The following is a 23,899-nucleotide window of genomic DNA, read 5'->3' as shown; positions in this document are numbered from 1 at the left end:
TAGGAGTACTAATCTTCGGCAATAAAGCCATCATTTTCGATAAAGTGGTGTTCTGTCATTCCTTGGTCTGTAAAGACGATCCCATGAAGGACACCACCATAGACAGCTCCTCCATCCATGCCAATCTTGCCATCTTCTGTAATCCAAAGCTCAGCAGTACCTCGGTCTTGCTTGAGCAAACCATAAACCGGTGTATGCCCAAAGACAATGGTTTTTCCTGTATGATTGACCGCTTCGTGGAATGGTTTTCTGAGCCAGACTTTCTTGTAATCAGTCGTTTCATGCCAGTCATCCAAGGTCAAATCAATACCCGCATGAACAAAGATATACTTGTCTGTCTCTACTACAAATGGCATTTGACGAATAAATTCCACCAAATCTGCTGCTTCTGTCGCAACCCGTTTAGCATCTTCTACGCCATCAACTGGTGCATCCAAGGGACGACCTAAAATAGAGTTAATGGTTGTATCACCACCATTGCGACGATAATGGTCATAGCTTTCTTCTGGATCATCGAGCCAAGTCAGAAACATATACTCGTGGTTTCCTGATAGACAGATAGCTTCATGATTTTCCACTAAGTCCTTAACCATTTCTAGAACACGGCGACTGTCTTCACCTCGGTCAATCAAATCCCCTAGAAAGAGCAACTGAGTGTGACCATCCCATGTTTTGAGAAGGTCTTCTAGCATACCTGCTTTTCCATGGACATCTCCAATTACATAATAGTCTGTCATTTATTTCTCCCTCGTTTGCAATAATTCTCTAGCTTGGGTAAGAGCCGCTTCGGTTACATTTTCCCCAGCCAACATTTTAGCTACTTCCTCTACTCGCTCTTCTAAAGTCAAGAGTCGAACCGTCGACACCGTTGAGTGCTCATCGCTAATCTTCTCAATAAAGAATTGATAGTCCGCGATGGCAATCACTTGTGGTAGGTGAGAGATTGCTAAAACCTGACCATGCTGACCAATCTTATGAATCTTCTGAGCAATGGCTTGGGCCACACGACCTGAAACTCCCGTATCCACCTCATCAAAGACAATACTGGTCTTACCTTCCTTACGAGAAAAGGCAGACTTGATGGCTAGCATGAGACGAGACAATTCCCCACCAGATGCAACCTTGACCAAGGGTTTAAAGTCCTCACCTGGGTTGGTCGAAATGTAAAACTCGACCATTTCATTACCTTCTCGACTGAATTTGCCCTTACTAAAGCGAACCTGGAACTGTGCCTTCTCCATATAGAGGTCTTGCAATTCTTGCTTAATCTCAGCTTCAAGCTGCTGAGCCAAATCATGACGAGCAGATGCAAGCTGGCCTGCCAAATCAACAAGATTAACTTCCAATTTCTTGAGCTCTGCTTCCATATCTTCGGAAGAAAGGTTATTTCCAGTCAAGAGATTGTACTCATCCGTAATCTTAGCAAAATAAAGCAAAACATCGTCCACAGTCCCACCGTACTTGCGGGTAATAGTATTCAGAAGATCTAAGCGATTTTCAACCTGCATGAGGCGATTACCATCAAAATCTAGATCTTCAATAATATCTTCCAAACGCTTGGTAATATCTTCTAGAACATAGTAGGTCTCTGATAGAGAACTTGAAATTTCACGGTATTCAGGGTCATATTCTTCGACACTTTCCATGTCATTCATGGCCGAACGCACATTGGCAAGACTGGAGAATTCCTCATTGTCCAACATAGAGTAAGCATTTGTCAAGGTATCTGCTATATTCTTGTGGTTTAGGAGTTTATCTCGTTCTTTGTTGAGAGCCAAGTCTTCACCAGCCTGCAAGTTTGCTGCTTCAATCTCTGCCATTTGAAATTCCAACATCTCAATGCGAGACTTGTGTTCCTGCTGGTTTTTCTTGACTTCAAGAACTTGTTTACGCATTTTGCGATAGGCATCAAAACTCGTCTGATAGGTCTCTTTCAACTCCAAGAAAGCTGCATCACCAAACCCATCCAACATCTGGATGTGCAGTTGAGGACGCATTAACTCCTCTTGGTCATGCTGACCATGGATATCTACAAGATGTTGCCCAATGGCGCGCAAGACAGAAAGATTGACCATCTGGCCATTCACGCGACTAACACTACGTCCGTTTTGGAGAATTTCACGGCGGATGATAATTTCATCACCCATTTCCAAACCTTGCTCTTCAAAGAGTTCTTGTATAGAACGGCTATTCTCAATCGAAAACAGTCCCTCAATCTCTGCCTTTGTGGCACCATGGCGAATAACATCCGTGGCAGCTCTTGCTCCCAGCATCATGTTCATGGCATCGATGATGATCGATTTCCCAGCACCCGTTTCACCAGTTAAGACTGTCATGCCTTTTTCAAAGTTGAGGGAAATGGCTTCAATAATGGCAAAGTTTTTAATCGAAATTTCAAGTAACATATAAACCTACCAATTTTTTACTTGTTCAAACATTTCCTTGGCGTCTTCTTCATTTCTCAAGATAATCAAAATTGAGTTGTCGTCTGCCAGACAGTTGAAAATTCTCTCTGAGAAAGTATTCATCAGCTGACTCTTGACAAAGGCAGTATTCCCAGGAATGACATCCAGATTGATCATATTTCCCATGCGCTCAGAACCTACTATGTTATTCTCAGCCAACTGCAAACTTCTTACAATTGTTTTTGGCAATTCATAGATGTATTTATTGTTCTTCAAGGGAATTTTTACGATGCCCAGTTCCTTAATATCTCGTGACACCGTTGCTTGAGTGGCAGAGATACCTGCCTCTTTTAAATGCTCAACGATTTCTTCCTGTGTTCCGATTTGATAATCCGTAACAAATCTTCTAATTTTTTCAAGTCTCTCTTTTTTATTCATCTTTAAATTCTCTATGTGCTCTCTCTACAACTTTTTCTATTTCAGGGGCAACTTGGTTACTTGCTCCCTCTTCCTTTTTCAAATATGCCAGAAATTCGATATTTCCATGTCCACCTTGGATTGGTGAATAGTCTAATCCAAGCACTGAAAAACCTTGCTCAACTGCCATAGCAGTGACTGATTCAAGGACATGTTGATGAACCTTGGCATCACGAATAATTCCATTTTTCCCGATTTGCTCCCGGCCTGCTTCAAACTGGGGCTTAACCAGAGCCACAACCTGACCTTGATCAGCCAAGACGCGGTGCAAGGCAGGCAAAATCAGACTCAGGGAAATGAAACTCACATCAATACTGGCAAAGCTCGGTTCCTGCTCAAAATCAGTCTTTTCAGCATAACGAAAATTAAACTGCTCCATGCTGACAACTCGTGGATCTTGGCGCAATTTCCAAGCCAACTGATTGGTACCAACATCAACTGCAAAGACCAACTCAGCACCATTCTGCAACATGACGTCGGTAAATCCTCCAGTGGAGGCCCCAATATCAATCGTTGTTTCCCCATCCACTGACAAATCAAAGACCTGCAAGGCCTTTTCCAGTTTCAAACCACCACGACTGACATACTTGAGTTTTTCACCTTTGAGTTTTAGCTCAGTATCATCTGGAATCTTCTCTCCCGGTTTGTCAAAGCGTTCTCCATTAAGGATTGCTACAACAAGCCCAGCCATGACACCACGCTTGGCCTGTTCTCGCGTTTCAAACAAGCCCTGTTTATAAGCTAGTACATCCACTCTTTCCTTAGCCATTGATTCTCAAACTTTCTACTACTCTTACAATTGATTCTGTTTCAAAGGGAACCTGCTGGGCAATTTCTTCTAATTTTACATTAGCTTGATCCAGGGTTTGGTTACAAAAGGCAATCGCCTCCTCCAAACCCAACAAGGCAGGGTAGGTTGACTTTTCTGCCTGCAAATCCTTTTGTGGGGTCTTGCCGATTTCCTCAAAACTAGCGGTCACATCCAGCACATCATCTCGAACTTGAAAGGCAAGCCCAATCAATTCACCCACAGTTTTCAGTTTTGCTTGTAACTCTGGTGCTAATTCTGCTATGATAGCAGCTGCTTGGAAAGGATAGGCTAGTAATTTACCTGTTTTATTAGCATGAATGGTCTGGAGTGCGTCCAAAGACAAGTGCTGGTGTTCACCCTCCATGTCCAGAACCTGCCCTGCAACCATGCCCAGACTTCCTGATGCTAGGGATAGATTGGCAATCAAGTCCACCTTGATCTGACTTGGCAAATCTGCCTGCGCTATCAATGCAGAGGGATCTAGGAACAAGGCATCTCCTGCCAAAATCGCCATAGCTTCACCGAATTTCTTATGGTTGGTCAAACGCCCTCGACGATAATCATCATCATCCATTGCAGGAAGATCATCGTGAATCAAGCTCCCCGTATGAATCATTTCCAAAGCCGCGGCTACCTGCGCATGAGCTGGTCTAATAGCGACTTGCAAGGCTTCCAGAACTTCCAACAAGAGAAAAGGCCGAATACGCTTGCCACCAGCATGAATGGAATAGAGCACGGACTCTCGCAAACTAGAGGCAAACTGCTGGTCCCCATAAAAATCTTCCAAAGCCGACTCAACAAGAGCTAATTTTTCTTGCTTCTTCATTCAAAATCACTTTCTGTTCCGTCTTCTTGCATGACCTTGACCAAGGTCTTTTCAGCCTTGCCCAGCGTCGCCTGAAGTTCTTTTGACAAGACCATGCCCTTTTGAAAGGCCGCAATCGCATCTTCCAGAGCGATTTCACCATTTTCCAAACTTTGGACAATGGTTTCCAGTTCTGCTAGATTTTCCTCAAATTTCTTTTGTTTTGACATCTTTAACCTCTAATTCTACCTGACCATCTCGCATCAAAAGCGTCACTTGGTCTTTTTTCTTCAACATCTCAACCGAATCGACTACTGACTCTTCTTTTTTGACAATTGCATAACCACGCGCCACGATTCGACTGGTATCCAACATGAGCAAGGCTTCTGAAAGTCGCTTCACTTCAGCAACCTTGGCGTCATAAACCAGCGCCATTTGGCTACGTAGGAGCTTGTCCAACTGAGCAAGCCGATCCTGATAGCGTTGGATTTTGGTAACAGGTGATAATTGGACTAGTTGATGCGTCCTTGCTTGTACAACTTGTTTACTATCAGAAATCCGTGTTCGCAAACTTTGTTTTAAGCGCAGTTGTAGTTGATCTAAGCGTTGCAAATAACCATCATACAAGCGCTCTGGTTGTCTAAAGATAACAGACTGGCTGCATTTTTTTAGAGCTTCTTTTTTTCTTGACAGGACATTTTGTACAGCTGTCGCCATCCGTTTTTCCTGATTTTGCAAATGAGTCAAGAGATCCAACTTGGTTACAGGCGTTGCCAGTTCTGCAGCAGCAGTTGGCGTCGCCGCCCGACGATCCGCCACAAAGTCTGCCAAGGTCACATCCGTCTCATGCCCAACACTAGAAATGATTGGCAAGCAAGATTCAAAAATAGCCCGTACCACAATTTCTTCGTTAAAGGCCCAGAGATCCTCGATGGAACCACCACCGCGGCCAATGATGAGAACATCTAGGTCCTCACGCTCATTAGCACGCGCAATATTTCGAGCAATTTCCTCCGCAGCTCCATCACCTTGCACCTTGGTCGGATAGAGAAGAATATCGACACCAGGAAATCGTCTGCTGACGGTCGTGATAATATCTCGAATAACGGCTCCACTGCGACTGGTTACTACGCCGATACGCTTAGCAAATTGGGGCAGAGGTTGCTTGAACCTCTCTTGAAACAAACCTTCTTCTGTCAATTTTTTCTTGAGTTGTTCAAACTGAATCGCAAGCGCCCCAACCCCATCAGGCTCAGCCTTTTCAATGATGATGGAGTAGCTACCGCTTGGTTCATAAACCTGCACACGCCCAATCACATTGATTTTCATTCCTTCTTCGAGGTCGAAGCCTAATTTCTGATAGATCCCTGACCAGATGGTTGCTTGAATAACCGCGTGGTCATCTTTTAGGGAGAAATATTGGTGAGTAGGACGTTTACGAAAGTTGGAAACTTGACCAGTTAAATAGACCCGTTCCAAGTAAGGGTCTTTATCGAATTTCATTTTCAGATACTTGGTCAAAGTTGTTACCGATAAATACTTTTCCATCTCCACCTACTATTCATTTTCTTGCTTTTCCATGGGTATTATTATACCAAAAATATGCTTAAAAATCTCCTTTTGCATACCGAAACTAAAGGAAAAATAGAAAAAGGAGGCCAAGCCTCCTCGTCTGATTATTTGCTGTTACGAGCTTCTTCCAAAATCTTTGCAATTTTTGTCGTCAAAAGATCGATAGCCACGGTATTGCTGACTCCCTCAGGAATGACGATATCCGCATACCGCTTAGTCGGCTCGATAAACTGGTGGTACATAGGTTTTACCACACCCAGATATTGGTCAATCACGCTATCCAAGCTACGGCCGCGCTCTTCCATATCACGCTTAATCCGACGAATAATGCGCACATCATCATCCGTATCCACAAAAATCTTGATATCCATCAAATCGCGCAGACGCTTGTCCTCCAAGACCAAAATTCCCTCAACGATAAAGACATCTTGAGGCTCCTGACGATAGGTCTTGCTACTCCGTGTATGCGCTGTATAGTCATAAGTTGGAATGTCTACCGGACGTCCTGCCAACAATTCCTTAATCTGCTCGATCATCAGATCTGTATCAAAGGCAAAAGGGTGGTCGTAGTTGGTTTTGACGCGTTCTTCAAAGGTCAAATGAGACTGATCCTTGTAGTATGAATCATGCTCAATCATGGAAATCTTTTCATCAGGAAAGTGCGATAAAATGGCTCTTGAAACACTAGTTTTTCCTCCACCAGAACCACCTGTCACTCCGATAATGATTGGTCTATTTTGCATGCTATCCTCCGTTTTTTTATCCGTCGTCTATTCTATCACATTTTTAGCCAAATTTATAGTCTGATTTTGGATAGATTATGGGTAACAATTCAAATCCCTACATCTCAGTTAGACTAGATAAAAACCTTCCTTGGTTTGTAAAGTTCACCCCGTTTTTCAAGAATGGCTAGCAATTTTTCTCCCTCAAAGGCAGCCAATTCCTTATCCAACTGTTCTAGCTCGATAAAACGACCAAAGCGTACTTCTGTAGCCTGTTCTTGAGTTAGAAAAACTTTAACAAGGTCCCCTGTTCCAATCTCTAGAGGATGGAGAAAGTCCAGTTGACCAGCCTCCATTTTTTCAGCAATTTCTTCTAAGGTCAAGGCATCTTCTAACTGCAAACCTGCAGCACTAGTCCGTGTCAAATGGGACATATGAGCCGCATAACCAAGCTTTTCTCCCAAGTCAACAGACAAGGTACGGATGTAAGTTCCCTTACTGCATTTCACACGAAAAGTGAATCGTGCAAGTTCGCCCTCATAAGAAATCGGACTTGTCCGCTCAAAGCTATAAATAGTTACCTCACGTTTTGGACGCTCTACTTCCTGACCAGCACGCGCATACTCATAGAGCTTGCGACCATTGACCTTGACAGCCGAATACATGGGAGGAATCTGTTTGATAGATCCCGTCAGACTAGCTATCGCTTCGTCAACAATAGTTTCATCCAAGGGCGACAAAACAGGGGTCTCTGCGACCACTTCCCCACTAGCATCCTCGGTTATCGTTGAATAGCCCAGAGTGATTTCTCCCTCATAGACCTTGCCCTCGTCCTGCATAAACTCGACCATGCGTGTCGCCTTGCCAACTGCAACGGGCAAAACACCCACTACATCCGGATCTAAGGTCCCACCATGACCAATTTTCTTGGTGCCCAAAATCTTACGCAGTTTAAAAACCGCATCATGCGAGGTCATTCCCGCTTCTTTTTTTAAGTTGATAATACCGTTCATTTGTTACTTTCTAATTCCCTTTTCACTTTACATCAACATATTCTATCTTAGACAGATTTTAAAACTATATCAGCTCATTTTTCTAAATACTTCCTAGCTTCCTGAACATAGAAAAGTTCTGGATTTTCATGGGCGATGCTTTCAAACAAACTACGGGCACGTTCTTCATCTCCTTTTATTTGAGCATTGAGAGCGCCGTAATAAGAAAACATGATTCGAGCTAACTTATTTTCTGGTTCAGTGGTTTCGAAGTAGTCGTTCACTTCTTTATTGAACACAATATCTTTTATGGCTTGAGTTTGGGCGATTAGTTTAGCTTTCCCATCTTTCGAATCTGGCGCCTTGGACAATTGTTCCTCAAAGAAAGCAATGTCTCGCTCATCTTGAAGATGGATGGAAACTTTTAATAGTTCATAGGTTGATATTAAAAATGTATAGTCTCTTAATCTACCCCAAATTTTTTTCAAATTATACTTGGACATATTTTCCTTGGCAGATTGAAAATCTCCTTTTAGATAAGCCACTTGACCTTGGATAAATTGGTAATACTCACGATATGTTGCCCTAAAAGGCTTAATAGATTTTTCTGATTGAACTCTGAACATGTCCACATAGAGCTTAAGATTAATAGAATCGTTTAACATTAGATAAATAACCTTGTTTAGGACAAAACGTAAGTATAAAACTAGACTAGCAAATAGTACTACTACTAATAATAATATTACTCCCCACTTTTTCGTATCACTTTGGAAAATTAAAAACACAGCCAACACATCCAAAACAAGTGTAATAATTGAGCTAATTTGACTAATAGTCTCAATTTGTAGAAGAATATTCTCTGTCGCCCTACTTACTATTTTTTTTACTAATTTCATATGTTACTCTCATTTCACTGATTCTAAATATTTCTTCGCTTCCTGAACATAAAAGAGTTCTGGATTTTCATGGACAATACTTTCAAACAAAATTCGGGCACGAGCTTCATCTCCTTTTAATTGGGCATTGAGAGCTCCGTAATAAGAGAACATGATTCGAGCTAGCTTATTTTCTGATTCAGTGGTATCGAAGTAGTCGTTCGCTTCTTTATTGAACACAATATCTTTTATGGCTTGAGCTTGAGCAACGAGTTTAGCTTTGCCTCCTTTATAATCTGCAGCCTTGGACAATTGTTCCTCAAAGAAAGCAATATTTTGCTCATCTTTAAGATGAATAGAAACTAGCAATTGATTGGAGCTTGTTCTTAGAAATAAGTCTACCCTGAATCTCTTCCAAATTTTTTTAAAATTAATCTTTGCTAGGTATTCTTTAGCAGACTGAAAATCACCTTGTAGGAAACTGGTTTGTCCCTTAATAAAATGGAAATTTTCCTCATAAGTTGGTCTATAAGGTTTGATAGATTTCTCAGCTTCAGCCTTGAACATAGCTTCATATATCTCTAAATCTATAGAATCGTGTAACATTAAATAGATAACCTTGTTGGATACAACTCGTAAATATAAAACAAGAATAAGGAATCCCAACATAAATGATATAAATATTAACGACCATAATTTTTCATTACCTTTAGATTCTAGAATCACTGCTAGCACTCCCAAAGATATTCCTAAGACTGAACTAAGCTGACTAATAGTTTCTATTTGTAGAAGAGTGTTTTCTGTCGCCCTACTTACTATTTTTTCAATTAATTTCATATATTACTCTCATTTCACTGATTCTAAATATTTCTGCGCTTCCTGTACATAGAAAAGCTCTGGATTTTCATGGGCGATGCTTTCAAACAAGCTACGAGCACGAGCTTCGTCTCCTTTTAGCTGAGCGTTGAGTGCTCCGTAATAAGAAAACATGATTTGGGCTAACATATTTTCTGGTTCCGCAGTGTCGAAATAGTCGTTTGATATTTTATTGCAATAGATATCAACAATAGCCTTTAAACTCAAAATTTCTTCCTGATATCTAAAAATTTTTGATTGAAAGTGACTTGTTAGTTCTTCAATTTCTACCATTAATTCTTGCAATTCTAAACAATCATTCAAATGAACCAAGTTTAGGATGCTATAATACTTGATATGAAATACATAGTAGAGATTTTTGGATTTTTTTAGATTACTATTTTTTATTTTATTCAGCAATTCTAAACTATCTTGGAAGTATCCTCTATAAAAGGATACTCTTGCATTTGCCAAATATTTTGGAAGAATCTGAACATTTCTATTTAAAGAATTTTCCTCAGCTCTAGCAACTATATCCTGATACTTTGTTAAATTGATATCTTCAAATAAAATATCAATTAAAGCCTTATCAAGTAATAGTTTAGATAGAAGAATAAACAATATAAGAAGGACAAGAAATACTGTTAATAGCTTTGTATAAACAGTCGATGAATGGTTAAAAATATAGACATAAACCATTACTGTTGAAAACACTAAAAAATACAGCAAATATTTAAATATAATTTTAAGAAAAATTAATTCTATTTTATCAGCTGACCATATTCTAATAATTTCTATAGCTCTTTTCATATAAATTCCTGTTTCTAAGGTAATACTACTCCCCCTTCAGCGCTTCAAACTTAGCTTTCATAGTTGGATTTTTGAGAGTCAATTTTTTAACTGAAACATCTTCCAGCTTATTGTTAGCTAAGCGGAGTTGGTTTTCGGATGTTGTAAGGAATTTCTTGACCTCTTCCATCCGTTTGATGGCCTTATCGATTTCATCGATAGCTTTTCCAAAGTTGGTCGAAGCAGAGTTGTAGTTTTTGGCAAAAGCTACTTTGAAGGCATCCAAGTCTTCTTCAAAATGCGTAATATCGATATTCTGCTCCCGAACCAAGGCCAACTCTTGCTTGTATTTGAGAGAATTAAGAGCCGCATTACGCAAGAGACCAATCAACTGGATGAAGAACTGAGGACGAACCACATACATCTTTTCATACTCGTGGCTGACATCAACAATCCCTGTGTTAAAGTAGTCGTTATCTGCTTCTAACATGGTCACCAAAACTGCATACTCACAGTTCTTCTCCCGACGGTCCTTGTCCAATTCTTTGTAAAAATCTGCATTCTTATGCTTTTTCTCTGTGCCGTCCGCTTCATTTTTCATTTCAAACATGATGGAAATGAATTCTAGACCATTTTCATCAAAATCACGGAAGATAAAGTCACCCTTAGAACCACGCGCAGAAACCTTGTTATCCTTCTCAAAGTAGGCATTTGGAAAGGCGAAACTACGAACCTTGTTAAATTCACTCTCTGCATATTGTTCCAAACTTTCACCGATAGCTTTTGTGGATTGTTGAGCTTTGAAATTCTTGTAGAATTCGACTTGTTCACTGGCTGCCTTAAGCTGAGCTTCGTAATTTTGCTTAACAGAAGCCAAAGACAACTCATTTTCCTTTTCTTGCAAGAGGAGCTGGTTTTTTACCTGATCACGTTCTTTTTCTAAGTCAGAAAGGGTCTTTTGCAGTTGATTTTCATGCTCCAAACGCAAGGTGGCCAATTGGCTTTCCAAAGCCTGCACTTCCTTGTCCTTTGCTAATAAGGCCGCATGACTTGTCTGTTCAACTTCTTTCTTAGCTAACTCTTTCTCTGTATCAAAGTTTTGGATTTGACTCTGCAATTGCGCAATTTCTTGATCCTTCTGAGCCAGTTTAGTCTGTTGCTCATTCATGGCCTTTTGTTCAGCCAAGGCCAGCTCCTGCTTCATGCGATCGTGTAATTCCTTATCAAACTCAGCTGTTCTCACTTGGGATAAAAGTTCGGCATACTGACTTTCATTTACTGTAAAGACTTCCCCACAGTTGGGACATTTGATTTCGTTCATAACTTTCCTCTTTCTGGACTTCTGTAACCATTATATCATGCCTGAGGGAAAATCAAAAACAGCGAGTCGAAACCCACTGTTTATATCTGTTACTTTAAATTTTTTCCAAGGCCAAGCGCAAATCTTCAATCAAATCCTCAACATTTTCAAGACCGATAGACAAGCGGATTTGGTTTGGTGTGATACCTGCCGCTTCTAGATCTTTTTCTGACAACTGACCGTGAGTGGTTGTCGCTGGATGGACAACAAGCGATTTGGCATTTGCTACGTTTGCAAGGTCAGAGAAGATTTCCAAATTATCAATCACCTTGCGAGCCTCTGTCTCTCCACCTTTAACATGGAAGGTAAAGATTGAACCAACACCTTTTGGCAAATATTTCTCAGCCAAGGTATGGTAAGGACTGTCTGCTAGTTTTGGATAGTTGACTTTTTCAACCTTAGGATGGTTGACAAGGAAATCAACAATTTTCTCTGCATTTTGCACATGACGTTCAACACGAAGAGAGAGAGTTTCAAGTCCTTGGAGCAAGAGAAAGGCATTAAATGGTGACAAGGCTGCACCTGTATCACGAAGCAATTGAACTCGAACAGCGATAATAAAGGCTGCTGCCCCGACATCACGAGTATAGCTCAAGTTGTGGTAGCTAGGGTCTTCCTCTACAAATTGAGGGAATTTCCCTGAAGCTTCCCAGTCAAAACGACCGCTATCAACAATGACACCGCCAATAGTCGTACCATGACCACCGATAAACTTAGTCGCTGAGTGAATTGCAATATCTACACCGTGAGAGAAGACGTTAATCAAATATGGTGTGGCAAAGGTATTATCCGAAACAAGTGGAATTTGGTGTTTATGAGCAAGCTCTGCCAATTTTTCCAAGTCAGGAATGTTAATCAAGGGGTTCCCCAAGGTTTCAATCAAGACAAGCTTTGTATTGTCATTGATAGCTGCTTCTACTTCTTCCAAATTATCCACATCCACAAAGGTTGTTGTAATCCCATAACGAGGAAGGGTTTCTTTCAAGAGATTGAAGGTCCCACCGTAAATAGTTGACGCAGCCACCACATGGTCACCTGCGTGAGCAAGCGCCAAAATAGTGTAGGTTACAGCAGCCATACCTGATGCTGTCGCTAGTGCTCCAACACCACCTTCAAGAGCAGCGATTCTTTCTTCAAATGCCGCTGTTGTAGGGTTGGTAATACGAGTATAAATGTTCCCTGGTTTTCTCAAGGCAAACAGATCGGCACCTTCTTGCGTGTCATCAAAAACGAAGGATGTTGTTTGATAAATCGGTACTGCACGAGACTTAGTTGCTGGATCAACTACTTGCCCAGCATGTAATTGTAGAGTTTCAAATTTAAAATCACGAGTCATATGACGACCTCCAAATAGCTTCATTAGGGATATTGTATCATCTTGGGCTAGTCTTTTCCAATACCGTTTTTCTATATTTTGATATAAGGAACAACTATGACTAGTCTTACACATCAAACAAAAAAGCACGATTCACTCGTGCTCATTTCTTTAATCTACATAAGTATCTTCGTTTTTATTGAGGAAGGCGTAAGGCAAGCCCATCAAGAGACCTCCTCCGATAAAGTTTCCGACAAAGGTTACACCCCAGTGACGAAGAATATTAGGTATGTCAAAGTTAGCAATTGAATCTGCTGCAACACTGAACTTAACAATCGCAAAAGAAGCAAAGTTCGCAGCAATGTGTTCGTTTGTTAAGAATACAAACATGTAAATTGCTGATAAGACAAGCCAAAGTTTAGCCCCACCATCTTTCACCAAAACAAAGGAGAGAATGGCAATGTTTACAAAGACGTTTGCTAAAATACCTTCAAGTAAGACTAATTCATTGGAACGGCCTAATTTCATCTCAACAACTCCTGAAATGAAGCTGTCATGTGTCAGATTTGCGTAGGCTGCTGAGTGAGCAAATCCCCAACCTGCTATCAAAGCTCCTATGATATTGAACAAGGTACAGTAAAGTAAAATCTCAGCTGTTTTTCTCCAAGAGATTTTTTTCAAGAAACTACCAGCAGTCAAAAACATCATGTTGGAAGTTACCAACTCAGCATTTAAGAAAACAATGTAAGCCAATCCCCAAGCAAAAACGAATGGGAAAAGAAAACGTCCACTACCTGGAGCGATCTTATTAATCAAGTCAGCCCCAACTGCACCTGCGGCTGTACTAAATGTTAGAAAGGCACCTGCAAACATGGAACGAATTGCATACTTAAACTTGCTTTGGCTATAAAGACTTTCTTTCTTCTTACAAGCAAATTCAATCTTTGAGATAAATTCTGAAGAAACCATAAAAAAACTCCTAAACTTTTATTTGTGAATATTATAACATAAAGCACGCATTTTGAAAAGCCTTTCTTGTATACGTTTTCTACAAAGAAAATCAATGCATTGGGGAATTCCATAAATCTCTCCTTTACCCATTAACAGAAAAACATTCCAATGTTTCAAATTGATCATCCAAAAATTCAAACTCAAATAGGTGCCAGTCATCGAAGGTTTGCTCACAATAACTAACTGTTCCTTGATTGTAGTCAATGATAGGTTTCCCCAGCTTGTTCTTCACATCTTCCTCGCTGACTTCTCCATACATTTCCTTAAGATCAGCTAGCATGAAGTTGATAATTCTATTGAGATTCTCCTGATAATTTTTTGATAACAGTTCAACTTTATCTATAAAGTCACAATCAGGCTCTTCGTCCCAAACAAAGGTCACTCCCTCATGCTCATAAGTGTATTGCTGTAAACTCTCATCAAAATTCATTGTTCACTCTCCAAATCATTATCATTTACTAAAAATTTATTAACATTAATCAAAATGTTCAAATGATTTCATAAAAATGTCTTCCACACACGCGTACGATAAAATAACAACACTTGCAATGATTAGAAGATATCATCATAATGTTCACTCGCTTGTTTCACAAACTCGAAAATATTCAAAGATATGGGTTTCATTTCCAGTGAACCTAATGCCCCCAAATCATTCATATAAATAGTGTCGTCAGAATCTTTCTTTATAAAAAAAGCGACATCCCCATCTTGCCCAATCAGGAAAAAATCAGGTTCCCACTCTTCTATTTGGTAGGTGGAGTTTCTTTCTAGCAAATCTAGCTTCGAGTATAAGATGATACCTGTATTCTCTATTATCAACTCTTCTGCTTTGTCGATTTTACTCAAGAATTCTGCGTATAGGTTTGGAAGTACCAAGTCAATCTGATTATTCATTGTCAACTCCTCATCTATTTTTCCTACTGCGAAAGTCCTATATCTCATCTTCACTTAGTTCTCTAAAATGTAAAATATGATATCCAAAATAAGACTTCCCAGATTTCCCTATGAAGATTCCGTGTTCAGCCATATTGGCAATTTCTCCCAAGAATCTCATAGGAAGATCCTTGGCAAATGGAAAACTACTTGTTATGTCTTCTTTGAGCGTAACTAAAGACTTTTCTCTTAACTGACTCATTATCTATCCTCTCTTATACTAGACATCCTTCGGTTTATTACGATAAATCTTTCAACTTATCCATCACTTACAATTCTAATATGGTAGTTTTTAGTTTCATTCTTTAGATTCTTCACAAGGAGATCATTCTGTTTTGATTGTCCGAAGAAAAAACTGAGAGCTTTTCCATCTTTTCTTTCGATAAACAAATGATAACTTGCCCCATTCAATTTGACACTTCGAATATATTTGACTTCAATCCTTCTGATGTTATTCAGCGGAATGATTCTCTTCACAAATACAAAAGCATTGTGAATATAAAATCTCCCATTGGCAATGTGAAACGGGGCAAAAAAATTACCACCACTACGACGGACAATTATAAAACGTCGCCAAAAGATTAGTAAAAGAATAGAGGTTAATAAGTAAAAGGCAAAACTAAAGACAGAACCTTCCCACATCGTTTTCATTCCAATCCAAAAATATTCAAACATGATTATTCTCCTTTGACCGACGATTCTATTTGACAAAAAACCAGCGAAAAATACAATTCACTGGTTTTTGAGGTTAATAACGTTGTTTATATGTCTGATTAAAGGCGTTTAGGATATCATCAGATGTTTCAGAATATGCTTTAACTTCTTTAAAATCACCTTTAACAATAATCCGCTCTGTCGCATTATAGTCGACACAGGTTACCAATGTGATTTCTTTGATACCATCACGGTCTTCAATTTCGTCTACGCGATCAGGCGTCACGTGCTTCACCTCACGAATCTCATAGGTGTATACTTTATCTTTATCAGTCAGATAGATTTTCATCCCTGCCTTGGCATTGACCAAAGGTGAAAAGAGCATTTGGCTTGCATTTTCAGCAGTAAAGATATGGTGGCTGGCTAGTGAATAGTTGCCTTCCCCCATTTTCTGATTTGCTTTCATGGTCCCTGCCCCGTAGAACAAGTTTACATTATCTAAACCTTTAAAAATAGGCAGGTTGATCTCTACTTCAGGAATGGCAATCCCTCCTATGACTGGAAGTTGTTGAGCATCCCACTGGGCAGCTAACACCGCTTCTGATGAGATTGATTTGACAGAATCAAAATCGAAATTTCCTTCTGCCTCTTTATTCTCTTCAATCTTTTCCTTAGTCACCTGACTGACTTGATATTTATTGGTATTCCAAACCATAAACATGTTTCGGATCTTTGAATTAAAAATCAAGACCAAAGACAAGAGGATGAGAAAGACTGCTAGGATATTGGTCAGCAGGTTTCTGCGTTTCTTTTTTTTCTTTTTATTATCTTTTTCAGACATTATACTTCACTCTCTGTTTCGTTTTCAGTCCCAACTTCTTCTTTTTCTACCGCATCCACCGTTGTAAAGGTCACAATCTTGGCATCCTGGTCTAGACGCATCACCTTAACTCCCATAGTTGAGCGTCCTGTTTGTGAAATATTGGCAACGTTTGTTCGAATCATGACACCTGTATCCGTGATAATCATCAGATCTTCATCTCCTTTAACAGTGAGGAGACCTGCAAGAGGGCCATTCTTCTCAGCAACATTGGCTGTCTTCATCCCTTTACCACCACGACCTTTTGTTGGATATTCAGTTGCAAGAGTACGTTTACCATAACCTTTTTCAGTGATGATAAGGACCTCGTCCTGGTCAGTGATGACACTAGCACCAACTACAGTGTCTCCATCACGGAGGTTAACACCTCGGACACCTGTCGCGATACGGCTCATACCACGAACGGCTGATTGATTAAAGCGAACGGCATAACCAAACTTAGTACCAATGATGATATCTGTATCTTCTTCTGTCAGCAAGACATTAATCAGTTCATCTTCATCCTTGAGATTCAAAGCTTTAAGTCCATTTTGACGGATATTAGCAAATTCTTTAACACTGGTTCGTTTCACGATACCGTGACGGGTTGTGAAGAAGAGATAGGCGTCATCACTACGTTCAGATTTAACATTAATGATGGTTTGTATGCTCTCCCCTTCATCCAGCTTCAAAAGATTGACAACCGGCAATCCCTTGGCCGTGCGACCGTATTCAGGAATTTCATAACCTTTTAGTCGGTATACGCGACCTTTATTGGTAAAGAAGAGCAAGTGATCATGAGTGCTGGTTGAAACCAACTCACGCACAAAGTCATCATCCTTAACTCCTGTACCTTGGACTCCACGACCACCACGTTTTTGAGCAGTAAATTCACCTTGGTCCAAACGTTTGATATAGCCCTTGTTAGAAAGAGTGATTAAGACATCTGACTCCTCAATCAAGTCTTCATCTTCAAGAGTTAAGACTTCTCCAACCATCAACTCGGTACGACGTTTGTCACCGAATTTACGTTTTACTTCATCTAATTCATCTTTTATGATTTGCACTACGCGTTCTGGTTTAGCAAGAATATCGGTTAGGTCTGCAATCAAGGCAATCAATTCATCATATTCAGACTGAATCTTATCGCGTTCCAATCCTGTCAAACGACGAAGACGCATATCAAGGATAGCCTGACTTTGACGTTCAGAAAGCTTAAACTTGCTCATCAACTCAGCTTGTGCTTCCGCATCCGTTTCACTAGCACGGATGATACGGATCACTTCGTCGATATGGTCTAGCGCGATTAAAAGGCCTTCTAAGATGTGCGCACGCGCTTCTGCCTTTTCCTTGTCAAAACGAGTACGGCGAACAACCACTTCTTTTTGGTGCTCGATATAAGCATCCAAAATTTGACGAAGGGACAAAATCTTTGGTACGCCATTTTGAATAGCAAGCATATTGAAACCAAAGTTGGTTTGCATCTGGGTCATCTTGAAGAGGTTGTTAAGGATAACATTCGCAGACGCATCGCGTTTGACCTCTATCACAAAGCGAACCCCTTCACGGTTGGACTCATCACGTACAGCTGTAATGCCCTCAAGGCGTTTTTCCTGAACCAAGCGAACAATATGCTCATGGACCTTGGTTTTATTGACCATGTAAGGGAATTCTGTTACAACGATGCGCTCACGACCCGTCTTAGTGGTTTCAATCTCTGTGCGAGAACGAAGTACAATCGATCCTTTACCAGTCTCATAGGCCTTATGAATCCCTGATTTCCCCATAACAAGGGCACCAGTTGGAAAATCGGGACCAGGTAAAACTTCCATCAAGTCCTTAGTTGTCACATTCGGATTGTCCATGACGAGCTTTACAGCATCAATGGTTTCACCCAGGTTGTGAGGTGGAATATTGGTTGCCATCCCAACAGCGATACCAGTTGCCCCATTGACCAAAAGATTTGGAAAACGAGCTGGCAAGACCAAGGGTTCACGTTCATTAGCATCGTAGTTATCTACGAAATCAACTGTGTTTTTATTGATATCACGAAGCATTTCAAGAGCAATCTTGCTCATACGTGCCTCAGTATACCGCTGCGCGGCAGCACCGTCTCCATCCATGGAACCAAAGTTCCCATGCCCATCGACAAGCATGTAACGGTAGCTCCACCACTGGGCCATACGGACCATGGCTTCGTAAATAGAGGAATCCCCGTGTGGGTGGTATTTACCCATAACATCCCCTGTGATACGGGCTGATTTTTTATGAGGTTTGTCTGGAGTAACACCTAGTTCATTCATTCCGTAAAGAATACGGCGGTGGACAGGCTTCAAGCCATCTCGAACATCAGGAAGAGCACGCGCTACGATAACACTCATGGCGTAATCGATAAAGCTGGTCTTCATCTCCTTTGTCAGATTGACATTCACTAAATTTTTATCCTGCATTAATAAATGCCTCATTTCACTATTAGTAATTAGATATATTATACCATAAAATGTCCTTTATTTCAGGCTTCTGAAACTACTAAAACGTTTACATCTATAACCGAATAGAATATTCGTGACAAAGCTTTTTAAAAGTGATAGAATGAAAGTGTCTGGGGATTCCCCTAAAAAAAATGAAGGAGATGTTTAGATAATGACTTCAACTAAACAACACAAAAAAGTGATCCTTGTTGGTGACGGTGCCGTAGGTTCATCTTACGCTTTCGCACTTGTTAACCAAGGAATTGCACAAGAGCTTGGAATTATCGAAATTCCACAATTACACGAAAAAGCTGTTGGTGATGCGCTTGACCTTAGTCACGCCCTTGCCTTCACTTCACCTAAAAAAATCTACGCTGCTCAATACTCTGACTGTGCAGACGCTGACCTTGTTGTTATCACTGCAGGTGCTCCTCAAAAACCAGGTGAAACTCGCCTTGACCTTGTAGGTAAAAACTTGGCTATCAACAAATCAATCGTAACACAAGTTGTTGAATCAGGTTTTGATGGTATCTTCCTTGTTGCTGCTAACCCAGTTGACGTTTTGACTTACTCAACTTGGAAATTCTCTGGATTCCCTAAAGAACGCGTTATCGGTTCAGGTACTTCACTTGACTCAGCTCGTTTCCGTCAAGCACTTGCCGAAAAATTGGACGTTGATGCTCGTTCAGTTCACGCCTACATCATGGGTGAACACGGAGATTCTGAATTCGCTGTTTGGTCACATGCCAACATCGCTGGTGTAAACCTTGAAGAATTCCTTAAAGACACTCAAAACGTTCAAGAAGCTGAATTGATTGAATTGTTCGAAGGTGTTCGTGATGCTGCTTACACAATCATCAACAAAAAAGGAGCTACATACTATGGTATCGCCGTAGCACTTGCTCGTATCACAAAAGCAATCCTTGATGACGAAAATGCAGTACTTCCACTTTCTGTATTCCAAGAAGGTCAATACGGTGTGAAAGATGTCTTTATCGGCCAACCAGCTGTTGTTGGTGCACACGGTATCGTTCGTCCAGTAAACATCCCATTGAACGACGCGGAAACTCAAAAAATGCAAGCATCTGCTAAAGAATTGCAAGCAATCATTGATGAAGCATGGAAAAACCCTGATTTCCAAGCAGCTTCTAAAAACTAATTAAAAGAAGGTTCTCATTTCATGGGAGCCTTTTTCTTTTTACACAGAACGATAAAATCATATTTCCCAAAACAAAAAAGCCTGTCTCACAAGCTCAAATGCTTGATATGACAGGCTTTTTGAAAATTCATTATTTAACAGCGTCTTTAAGAGCTTTACCAGCTTTGAATGCTGGAACTTTAGAAGCTGCGATTTTGATTTCTTTACCAGTTTGTGGGTTGCGACCTTTACGTGCAGCACGCTCACGAACTTCAAAGTTACCAAAACCGATCAATTGAACTTTTTCACCAGCTGCAAGGTATTCAGTTACTGCTGCAAATACAGCGTCAACTGCTGCTGCTGAATCTTTCTTAGTCAATTCTGTAGCTTCTGCTACTTTAGCGATCAAATCTTGTTTGTTTGCCATGTTAATAATTCCTCCAAATAATTTCTAATTAACAAATATAATCATATCCTAAAATTGCCCACAGGTCAAGTCAAAAACGCTATTTCTAACGATTTTTCTCTATTTTTTTAGGAATGATATCGAACCAAGACAGCCCACGCATTTTCACCTGTATGGGTTTGAATGATGGAGCCTGTTTCCAGTACTGAGATTGGTTTTTCGACATAAGTTTGTAAAACATTCTTCATCTCATTGGCCCATTCATTGGTACCAGCGTAGGAAATTCCAATTTCCGCAACGGATTTATGAGAAAGGGTCTCGGCCAACTCGTCGAGCCATTTTTTAAATGTCTTAGCACCGCGCCCCTTAACGATTGGTTGGAGCTCATGGTTCCTCATTTGCATAACGACACGAATATTCAACAGAGAACTGATCAAGCCTGTCACACGTCCGATACGTCCACCTTTGACTAAATTTTCTAGAGTCGAAACGCCGATATAAAGTTCGGTATGATTTTTCACATCTTCCACATGTGCCAAGATAGTTTCTAAATCTTTGCCTTCTTGGGCAAGTTTAGCAGCTTCAACAACTTGAAACTTCATCGCCTGATCTGTAAAAGAACTATCAATAACGGTCACATCAGCGCTAGAGAGGCTCGCTCCTTGGCGAGCAGCTTCAACAGTACCAGATAATGCATGGGACATGTGGATAGCGAGAATCTGGCTACCATCTTTGCCTAGCTCTTCAAAAACCTCAGCAAATACTCCCACTGGAGGCTGACTGGTTTTGGGCAGGTTTTTACTTTGCTGCATAAGATGAAGGAATTCCCCTTCTTTCAAATCTGCATCAGAATAAAGGATACCATCAATCATCACAGATAAAGGAACAACGGTGATATTTAATTCTTTAACTACTTCTGGTTCAATAGTAACAGAGGAATCAGTTACAATTTTTACTTGTGTCATATCTTCAATCTTTCTATTCTTCTCAATAAGATAGGGATTTATCACTTTTATTATATCAAAAAATTGTTAAAAAATCATGATGAATCCAATGAAAAAGCTTGGAATTTTGGTATAATCTATCTATAGAAAAGCGAGGGAAAGTCATGATCCGAAAAGTTCAGCCTATTATTACTATCATACTTGGGGCAGCTATTTATGCCTTTGGTCTTACCTACTTTGTAGTTCCTCACCATTTGTTTGAAGGCGGAGCAACTGGTATCACATTGATTACCTTCTATCTCTTTAAAATTCCAGTCTCATTGATGAACCTCTTGATAAATATTCCTTTATTTATCCTAGCCTGGAAAATATTTGGTTCTAAGACTCTCTACTCCAGTCTCTTGGGAACTATCTCCCTCTCTGTCTGGCTTGCTGTCTTTGAACGAATTCCTTTACAATTTGACTTGCAAGGCGATCTCATTATCGTCTCTTTAGTTTCTGGTGTTTTACTGGGAGTTGGTTTGGGAATCATCTTTAATGCTGGTGGTACAACAGGTGGATCAGATATTGTTGCTCGCATCCTCAACAAATACACCAATATTTCAATTGGAAAATTGCTTTTCTCGCTTGATTTCATTATTCTAATGTTGATTTTGATTATCTTCCAAGATTTGCGCCTAGTGACTTATACTCTCTTATTTGACTTTATCATCGCTCGTGTTATCGACCTGATCGGTGAAGGAGGTTATGCTGGTAAAGGATTTATGATTATAACTCAATTTCCAGATCAGTTAGCCGAGAAAATTAACGATGAACTCGGACGTGGCGTAACCTTTATATCTGGTCAAGGCTACTACAGCAAAAAGGATTTAAAAATTATCTACTGTATCGTCGGTCGAAATGAAATCGTTAAAATGAAGGATATGATTCACCAAATCGATCCTCAAGCCTTTATCACCATCACTGAGGCTCATGAAATTCTGGGTGAGGGATTTACTTATGTAAAAGATTAAAAAAGCTGGGAATTCCCAGCTTTTATTTTTCTTCAGAAAGTGTAGAGTGACGATAGCCATAAGTAAAGTAAATCACTAGTCCAACCAACAAAGCAAGTCCAAAGGCAATCCATGTTTCCTTGGTATACTGAAGCATAAAGGAAACACAGATAAGGATGGAAAGGATCGGCAAAAGCGGCACTAAAGGAGTTTTGAATTCTCCTTCTTTTGGCATGCCCTTATCCTTTCTGAGCTTGATAATACCGTAGGCAAGTAGAATTAGATAGGCTAGTGTACAGATATTTAAAAAAGCAGCGATACTGGCTAGCGGAAAGACTCCTGCTGCAATGGCTGAAGCAACTCCTGTTAAGATAGTCGCATTCTTTGGAACCCGGCTAGTTTTACTTAGCTGTTTAAAACTTCGAGGTAATAGACCATCACGTGCTAAGCTGTAAACCATTCGAGAAAGAGCGTAGGTCATGGAAATACATACGGTTATCAGGGTTAGAATAGCTACCAGTGAAACATAGTTGGCTGCCCAGCCAATTCCGATACTACGCAATGAAAAGGCCACTGCATCATCCACATTGAGTTGGCTATAGTGAACAATCCCAGTCAATACTATTGTTACCAAGGCATAGAGAATGGTGACGATTGTCAGAGAAAGCACGATTCCGCGGGGAATATTTTTTTGCGGACTTTGAATTTCATCAACTGCCATGGAAATCGACTCAAAACCGAGAAAACCAAAGAACACCAAAGATGCGCCCGCCATAATCCCAGTACTTCCACCATATAGTTGACCAAAACCAAATGGAGCAAAATTCGTCCAATTTTCTGGCTTGATGTACCAAATACCAACTAGGATAAATAATGCGAGAGCTGAGAATTTCAAGACCACTAGAAGTGAATTAAAGCGTAAGGCTGCCTTGGAATTTAATAAAACCAATCCTGTTACCAAAATCAGTACCAGAATAGGCAGAAGGTCGATATAGGTGCCTTGTTCAGGGTTAAAGGTGCCATTCAAGGCTTGGGGCATGGAGATACCATAATTACTGAGCAACCCCTTAAAGTAAGCTGCCCAACCAGACGCCACACCTGAAACAGCTGTCATAAATTCCATGATGGTCAACCAGCCAGCAATCCATGCTGGTAATTCTCCTAAAATAGCATAGAGATAGCTATACACGCCACCAGTTGCAGGAACACGAGAGGCAAATTCTGCAAAAAAGAGGGCTGATAAAGAAACGCATAAAGCAGAAATCACAATGGAAACCACTAGTGATGGACCAGCTAGGGTAGCCGCTGCTGTTCCTGTAATGGTGAAAATCCCTGTCCCCACCATGGCACCAATCCCTAGAAGAATCAAATCCCACAATTTCAAATGGCGATGCATCTCTGTCTGTCTCAGACTAACATCCTTGATTCTAAAAATATTCATACTTCATCTCCACTAAGTGTAATTGTTTTATTTTACCATATAAAAGTATTTTTGTGAATATTTATTAGGTTC

General features: G+C 40.3%; 26 protein-coding genes. 2 read left to right on the top strand and 24 right to left on the bottom strand.

Annotated elements, in window-relative coordinates:
• Nucleotides 1-8: 8 nt before the first annotated feature.
• From M1F97_RS02580 to gyrA, 21 genes are all read right to left on the bottom strand, one after another.
• Nucleotides 9-737 carry a metallophosphoesterase gene (locus M1F97_RS02580; protein ID WP_247944088.1) on the bottom strand — a complete coding sequence of 243 codons (729 nt, stop codon included), beginning with the start codon at nucleotides 735-737 and terminating at the stop codon, nucleotides 9-11.
• Nucleotides 738-2,405: a DNA repair protein RecN gene (gene recN / locus M1F97_RS02575; protein ID WP_169446185.1), complete on the bottom strand. Its 1,668-nt coding sequence runs from the start codon at nucleotides 2,403-2,405 to the stop codon at nucleotides 738-740.
• Between the two features lie 6 nt (nucleotides 2,406-2,411).
• Nucleotides 2,412-2,843, bottom strand: coding sequence for an arginine repressor (locus tag M1F97_RS02570; protein ID WP_001034389.1), 432 nt, complete (start codon nucleotides 2,841-2,843; stop codon nucleotides 2,412-2,414).
• A complete protein-coding gene (locus M1F97_RS02565; protein WP_247944087.1) occupies nucleotides 2,836-3,651 on the bottom strand; it encodes a TlyA family RNA methyltransferase in 816 nt (271 codons plus the stop codon). Before M1F97_RS02565 ends, M1F97_RS02570 begins: the two co-directional genes overlap by 8 nt.
• On the bottom strand, nucleotides 3,644-4,519 hold the full coding sequence (locus M1F97_RS02560) for a polyprenyl synthetase family protein (RefSeq protein WP_247944086.1): 876 nt from the start codon (nucleotides 4,517-4,519) through the stop codon (nucleotides 3,644-3,646). The genes M1F97_RS02565 and M1F97_RS02560 overlap by 8 nt, the downstream gene beginning before the upstream one ends.
• Nucleotides 4,516-4,728 carry an exodeoxyribonuclease VII small subunit gene (locus M1F97_RS02555; RefSeq protein WP_247944085.1) on the bottom strand — a complete coding sequence of 71 codons (213 nt, stop codon included), beginning with the start codon at nucleotides 4,726-4,728 and terminating at the stop codon, nucleotides 4,516-4,518. The genes M1F97_RS02560 and M1F97_RS02555 overlap by 4 nt, the downstream gene beginning before the upstream one ends.
• On the bottom strand, nucleotides 4,706-6,046 hold the full coding sequence (xseA, locus tag M1F97_RS02550) for an exodeoxyribonuclease VII large subunit (protein ID WP_247944084.1): 1,341 nt from the start codon (nucleotides 6,044-6,046) through the stop codon (nucleotides 4,706-4,708). Before xseA ends, M1F97_RS02555 begins: the two co-directional genes overlap by 23 nt.
• A 128-nt stretch (nucleotides 6,047-6,174) precedes the next feature.
• On the bottom strand, nucleotides 6,175-6,813 hold the full coding sequence (udk, locus tag M1F97_RS02545) for a uridine kinase (RefSeq protein ID WP_001181369.1): 639 nt from the start codon (nucleotides 6,811-6,813) through the stop codon (nucleotides 6,175-6,177).
• 113 nt (nucleotides 6,814-6,926) lie between these two features.
• On the bottom strand, nucleotides 6,927-7,805 hold the full coding sequence (truB, locus tag M1F97_RS02540) for a tRNA pseudouridine(55) synthase TruB (RefSeq protein WP_247944083.1): 879 nt from the start codon (nucleotides 7,803-7,805) through the stop codon (nucleotides 6,927-6,929).
• A 74-nt stretch (nucleotides 7,806-7,879) separates the two neighbouring features.
• Entirely contained in the window at nucleotides 7,880-8,680 is an 801-nt protein-coding gene (locus tag M1F97_RS02535) for a hypothetical protein (RefSeq protein WP_247944082.1), read from the bottom strand.
• 9 nt (nucleotides 8,681-8,689) lie between these two features.
• Nucleotides 8,690-9,496, bottom strand: coding sequence for a hypothetical protein (locus M1F97_RS02530; protein WP_247944081.1), 807 nt, complete (start codon nucleotides 9,494-9,496; stop codon nucleotides 8,690-8,692).
• Between the two features lie 9 nt (nucleotides 9,497-9,505).
• Nucleotides 9,506-10,324: a hypothetical protein gene (locus M1F97_RS02525; protein ID WP_247944080.1), complete on the bottom strand. Its 819-nt coding sequence runs from the start codon at nucleotides 10,322-10,324 to the stop codon at nucleotides 9,506-9,508.
• A 25-nt stretch (nucleotides 10,325-10,349) separates the two neighbouring features.
• Nucleotides 10,350-11,624: a DUF2130 domain-containing protein gene (locus M1F97_RS02520; RefSeq protein WP_247944079.1), complete on the bottom strand. Its 1,275-nt coding sequence runs from the start codon at nucleotides 11,622-11,624 to the stop codon at nucleotides 10,350-10,352.
• 94 nt (nucleotides 11,625-11,718) lie between these two features.
• On the bottom strand, nucleotides 11,719-12,999 hold the full coding sequence (locus M1F97_RS02515) for an O-acetylhomoserine aminocarboxypropyltransferase/cysteine synthase family protein (RefSeq protein ID WP_247944317.1): 1,281 nt from the start codon (nucleotides 12,997-12,999) through the stop codon (nucleotides 11,719-11,721).
• A gap of 150 nt (nucleotides 13,000-13,149) precedes the next feature.
• Nucleotides 13,150-13,947 carry a formate/nitrite transporter family protein gene (locus M1F97_RS02510; RefSeq protein WP_247944078.1) on the bottom strand — a complete coding sequence of 266 codons (798 nt, stop codon included), beginning with the start codon at nucleotides 13,945-13,947 and terminating at the stop codon, nucleotides 13,150-13,152.
• 124 nt (nucleotides 13,948-14,071) lie between these two features.
• On the bottom strand, nucleotides 14,072-14,419 hold the full coding sequence (locus tag M1F97_RS02505) for a hypothetical protein (protein WP_001008305.1): 348 nt from the start codon (nucleotides 14,417-14,419) through the stop codon (nucleotides 14,072-14,074).
• Nucleotides 14,420-14,541: 122 nt separating this feature from the next.
• Entirely contained in the window at nucleotides 14,542-14,883 is a 342-nt protein-coding gene (locus tag M1F97_RS02500) for a hypothetical protein (protein WP_247944077.1), read from the bottom strand.
• Nucleotides 14,884-14,920: 37 nt separating this feature from the next.
• Nucleotides 14,921-15,124 carry a hypothetical protein gene (locus tag M1F97_RS02495; protein WP_247944076.1) on the bottom strand — a complete coding sequence of 68 codons (204 nt, stop codon included), beginning with the start codon at nucleotides 15,122-15,124 and terminating at the stop codon, nucleotides 14,921-14,923.
• A 56-nt stretch (nucleotides 15,125-15,180) separates the two neighbouring features.
• A complete protein-coding gene (locus M1F97_RS02490; protein WP_247944075.1) occupies nucleotides 15,181-15,597 on the bottom strand; it encodes a hypothetical protein in 417 nt (138 codons plus the stop codon).
• Between the two features lie 73 nt (nucleotides 15,598-15,670).
• On the bottom strand, nucleotides 15,671-16,417 hold the full coding sequence (locus tag M1F97_RS02485) for a class A sortase (RefSeq protein ID WP_247944074.1): 747 nt from the start codon (nucleotides 16,415-16,417) through the stop codon (nucleotides 15,671-15,673).
• Nucleotides 16,417-18,885 carry a DNA gyrase subunit A gene (gene gyrA / locus M1F97_RS02480; protein WP_247944073.1) on the bottom strand — a complete coding sequence of 823 codons (2,469 nt, stop codon included), beginning with the start codon at nucleotides 18,883-18,885 and terminating at the stop codon, nucleotides 16,417-16,419. Before gyrA ends, M1F97_RS02485 begins: the two co-directional genes overlap by 1 nt.
• A 193-nt stretch (nucleotides 18,886-19,078) precedes the next feature.
• Between gyrA and M1F97_RS02475 the strand changes: the two genes are divergently transcribed.
• The gene (locus tag M1F97_RS02475; protein WP_038806036.1) at nucleotides 19,079-20,065 is read left to right on the top strand and encodes an L-lactate dehydrogenase; all 987 of its coding nucleotides are present in this window, start codon (nucleotides 19,079-19,081) and stop codon (nucleotides 20,063-20,065) included.
• A gap of 130 nt (nucleotides 20,066-20,195) precedes the next feature.
• Here the strand turns inward: M1F97_RS02475 and M1F97_RS02470 are convergent, their stop codons facing one another.
• Both M1F97_RS02470 and M1F97_RS02465 read right to left on the bottom strand, forming a co-directional pair.
• Nucleotides 20,196-20,471, bottom strand: coding sequence for an HU family DNA-binding protein (locus M1F97_RS02470; RefSeq protein WP_001284636.1), 276 nt, complete (start codon nucleotides 20,469-20,471; stop codon nucleotides 20,196-20,198).
• Between the two features lie 107 nt (nucleotides 20,472-20,578).
• Nucleotides 20,579-21,415 carry a DegV family protein gene (locus tag M1F97_RS02465; protein WP_247944072.1) on the bottom strand — a complete coding sequence of 279 codons (837 nt, stop codon included), beginning with the start codon at nucleotides 21,413-21,415 and terminating at the stop codon, nucleotides 20,579-20,581.
• 143 nt (nucleotides 21,416-21,558) lie between these two features.
• On the opposite strand from M1F97_RS02465, the gene M1F97_RS02460 reads away from it, so the two are divergent.
• Entirely contained in the window at nucleotides 21,559-22,407 is an 849-nt protein-coding gene (locus M1F97_RS02460; protein WP_173258088.1) for a YitT family protein, read from the top strand.
• Between the two features lie 22 nt (nucleotides 22,408-22,429).
• Here M1F97_RS02460 and M1F97_RS02455 read toward each other — a convergent pair whose 3' ends face one another.
• The gene (locus M1F97_RS02455) at nucleotides 22,430-23,827 is read right to left on the bottom strand and encodes an APC family permease (RefSeq protein ID WP_247944071.1); all 1,398 of its coding nucleotides are present in this window, start codon (nucleotides 23,825-23,827) and stop codon (nucleotides 22,430-22,432) included.
• Nucleotides 23,828-23,899: the final 72 nt, after the last annotated feature.

Source organism: Streptococcus oralis, assembly GCF_023110435.1.
GTDB lineage: Bacteria > Bacillota > Bacilli > Lactobacillales > Streptococcaceae > Streptococcus > Streptococcus oralis_CF.
The sequence above is the reverse complement of the archived record's forward strand: the minus strand, read 5'-3'. Positions and strand labels throughout refer to the sequence as shown.

Coding starts and splice junctions, on each gene's coding strand:
- M1F97_RS02525 (WP_247944080.1), bottom strand. CDS start 10,324: ATGAAAAGAGCTATAGAAATTATTAGAATATGGTCAGCTGATAAAATA.
- M1F97_RS02520 (WP_247944079.1), bottom strand. CDS start 11,624: ATGAACGAAATCAAATGTCCCAACTGTGGGGAAGTCTTTACAGTAAAT.
- M1F97_RS02505 (WP_001008305.1), bottom strand. CDS start 14,419: ATGAATTTTGATGAGAGTTTACAGCAATACACTTATGAGCATGAGGGA.
- M1F97_RS02535 (WP_247944082.1), bottom strand. CDS start 8,680: ATGAAATTAGTAAAAAAAATAGTAAGTAGGGCGACAGAGAATATTCTT.
- M1F97_RS02500 (WP_247944077.1), bottom strand. CDS start 14,883: ATGAATAATCAGATTGACTTGGTACTTCCAAACCTATACGCAGAATTC.
- gyrA (WP_247944073.1), bottom strand. CDS start 18,885: ATGCAGGATAAAAATTTAGTGAATGTCAATCTGACAAAGGAGATGAAG.
- M1F97_RS02465 (WP_247944072.1), bottom strand. CDS start 21,415: ATGACACAAGTAAAAATTGTAACTGATTCCTCTGTTACTATTGAACCA.
- M1F97_RS02475 (WP_038806036.1), top strand. CDS start 19,079: ATGACTTCAACTAAACAACACAAAAAAGTGATCCTTGTTGGTGACGGT.
- M1F97_RS02510 (WP_247944078.1), bottom strand. CDS start 13,947: ATGGTTTCTTCAGAATTTATCTCAAAGATTGAATTTGCTTGTAAGAAG.
- M1F97_RS02470 (WP_001284636.1), bottom strand. CDS start 20,471: ATGGCAAACAAACAAGATTTGATCGCTAAAGTAGCAGAAGCTACAGAA.
- M1F97_RS02485 (WP_247944074.1), bottom strand. CDS start 16,417: ATGTCTGAAAAAGATAATAAAAAGAAAAAAAAGAAACGCAGAAACCTG.
- udk (WP_001181369.1), bottom strand. CDS start 6,813: ATGCAAAATAGACCAATCATTATCGGAGTGACAGGTGGTTCTGGTGGA.
- M1F97_RS02555 (WP_247944085.1), bottom strand. CDS start 4,728: ATGTCAAAACAAAAGAAATTTGAGGAAAATCTAGCAGAACTGGAAACC.
- truB (WP_247944083.1), bottom strand. CDS start 7,805: ATGAACGGTATTATCAACTTAAAAAAAGAAGCGGGAATGACCTCGCAT.
- M1F97_RS02530 (WP_247944081.1), bottom strand. CDS start 9,496: ATGAAATTAATTGAAAAAATAGTAAGTAGGGCGACAGAAAACACTCTT.
- M1F97_RS02580 (WP_247944088.1), bottom strand. CDS start 737: ATGACAGACTATTATGTAATTGGAGATGTCCATGGAAAAGCAGGTATG.
- recN (WP_169446185.1), bottom strand. CDS start 2,405: ATGTTACTTGAAATTTCGATTAAAAACTTTGCCATTATTGAAGCCATT.
- M1F97_RS02565 (WP_247944087.1), bottom strand. CDS start 3,651: ATGGCTAAGGAAAGAGTGGATGTACTAGCTTATAAACAGGGCTTGTTT.
- M1F97_RS02515 (WP_247944317.1), bottom strand. CDS start 12,999: ATGACTCGTGATTTTAAATTTGAAACTCTACAATTACATGCTGGGCAA.
- M1F97_RS02495 (WP_247944076.1), bottom strand. CDS start 15,124: ATGAGTCAGTTAAGAGAAAAGTCTTTAGTTACGCTCAAAGAAGACATA.
- M1F97_RS02460 (WP_173258088.1), top strand. CDS start 21,559: ATGATCCGAAAAGTTCAGCCTATTATTACTATCATACTTGGGGCAGCT.
- M1F97_RS02455 (WP_247944071.1), bottom strand. CDS start 23,827: ATGAATATTTTTAGAATCAAGGATGTTAGTCTGAGACAGACAGAGATG.
- M1F97_RS02560 (WP_247944086.1), bottom strand. CDS start 4,519: ATGAAGAAGCAAGAAAAATTAGCTCTTGTTGAGTCGGCTTTGGAAGAT.
- M1F97_RS02570 (WP_001034389.1), bottom strand. CDS start 2,843: ATGAATAAAAAAGAGAGACTTGAAAAAATTAGAAGATTTGTTACGGAT.
- M1F97_RS02490 (WP_247944075.1), bottom strand. CDS start 15,597: ATGTTTGAATATTTTTGGATTGGAATGAAAACGATGTGGGAAGGTTCT.
- xseA (WP_247944084.1), bottom strand. CDS start 6,046: ATGGAAAAGTATTTATCGGTAACAACTTTGACCAAGTATCTGAAAATG.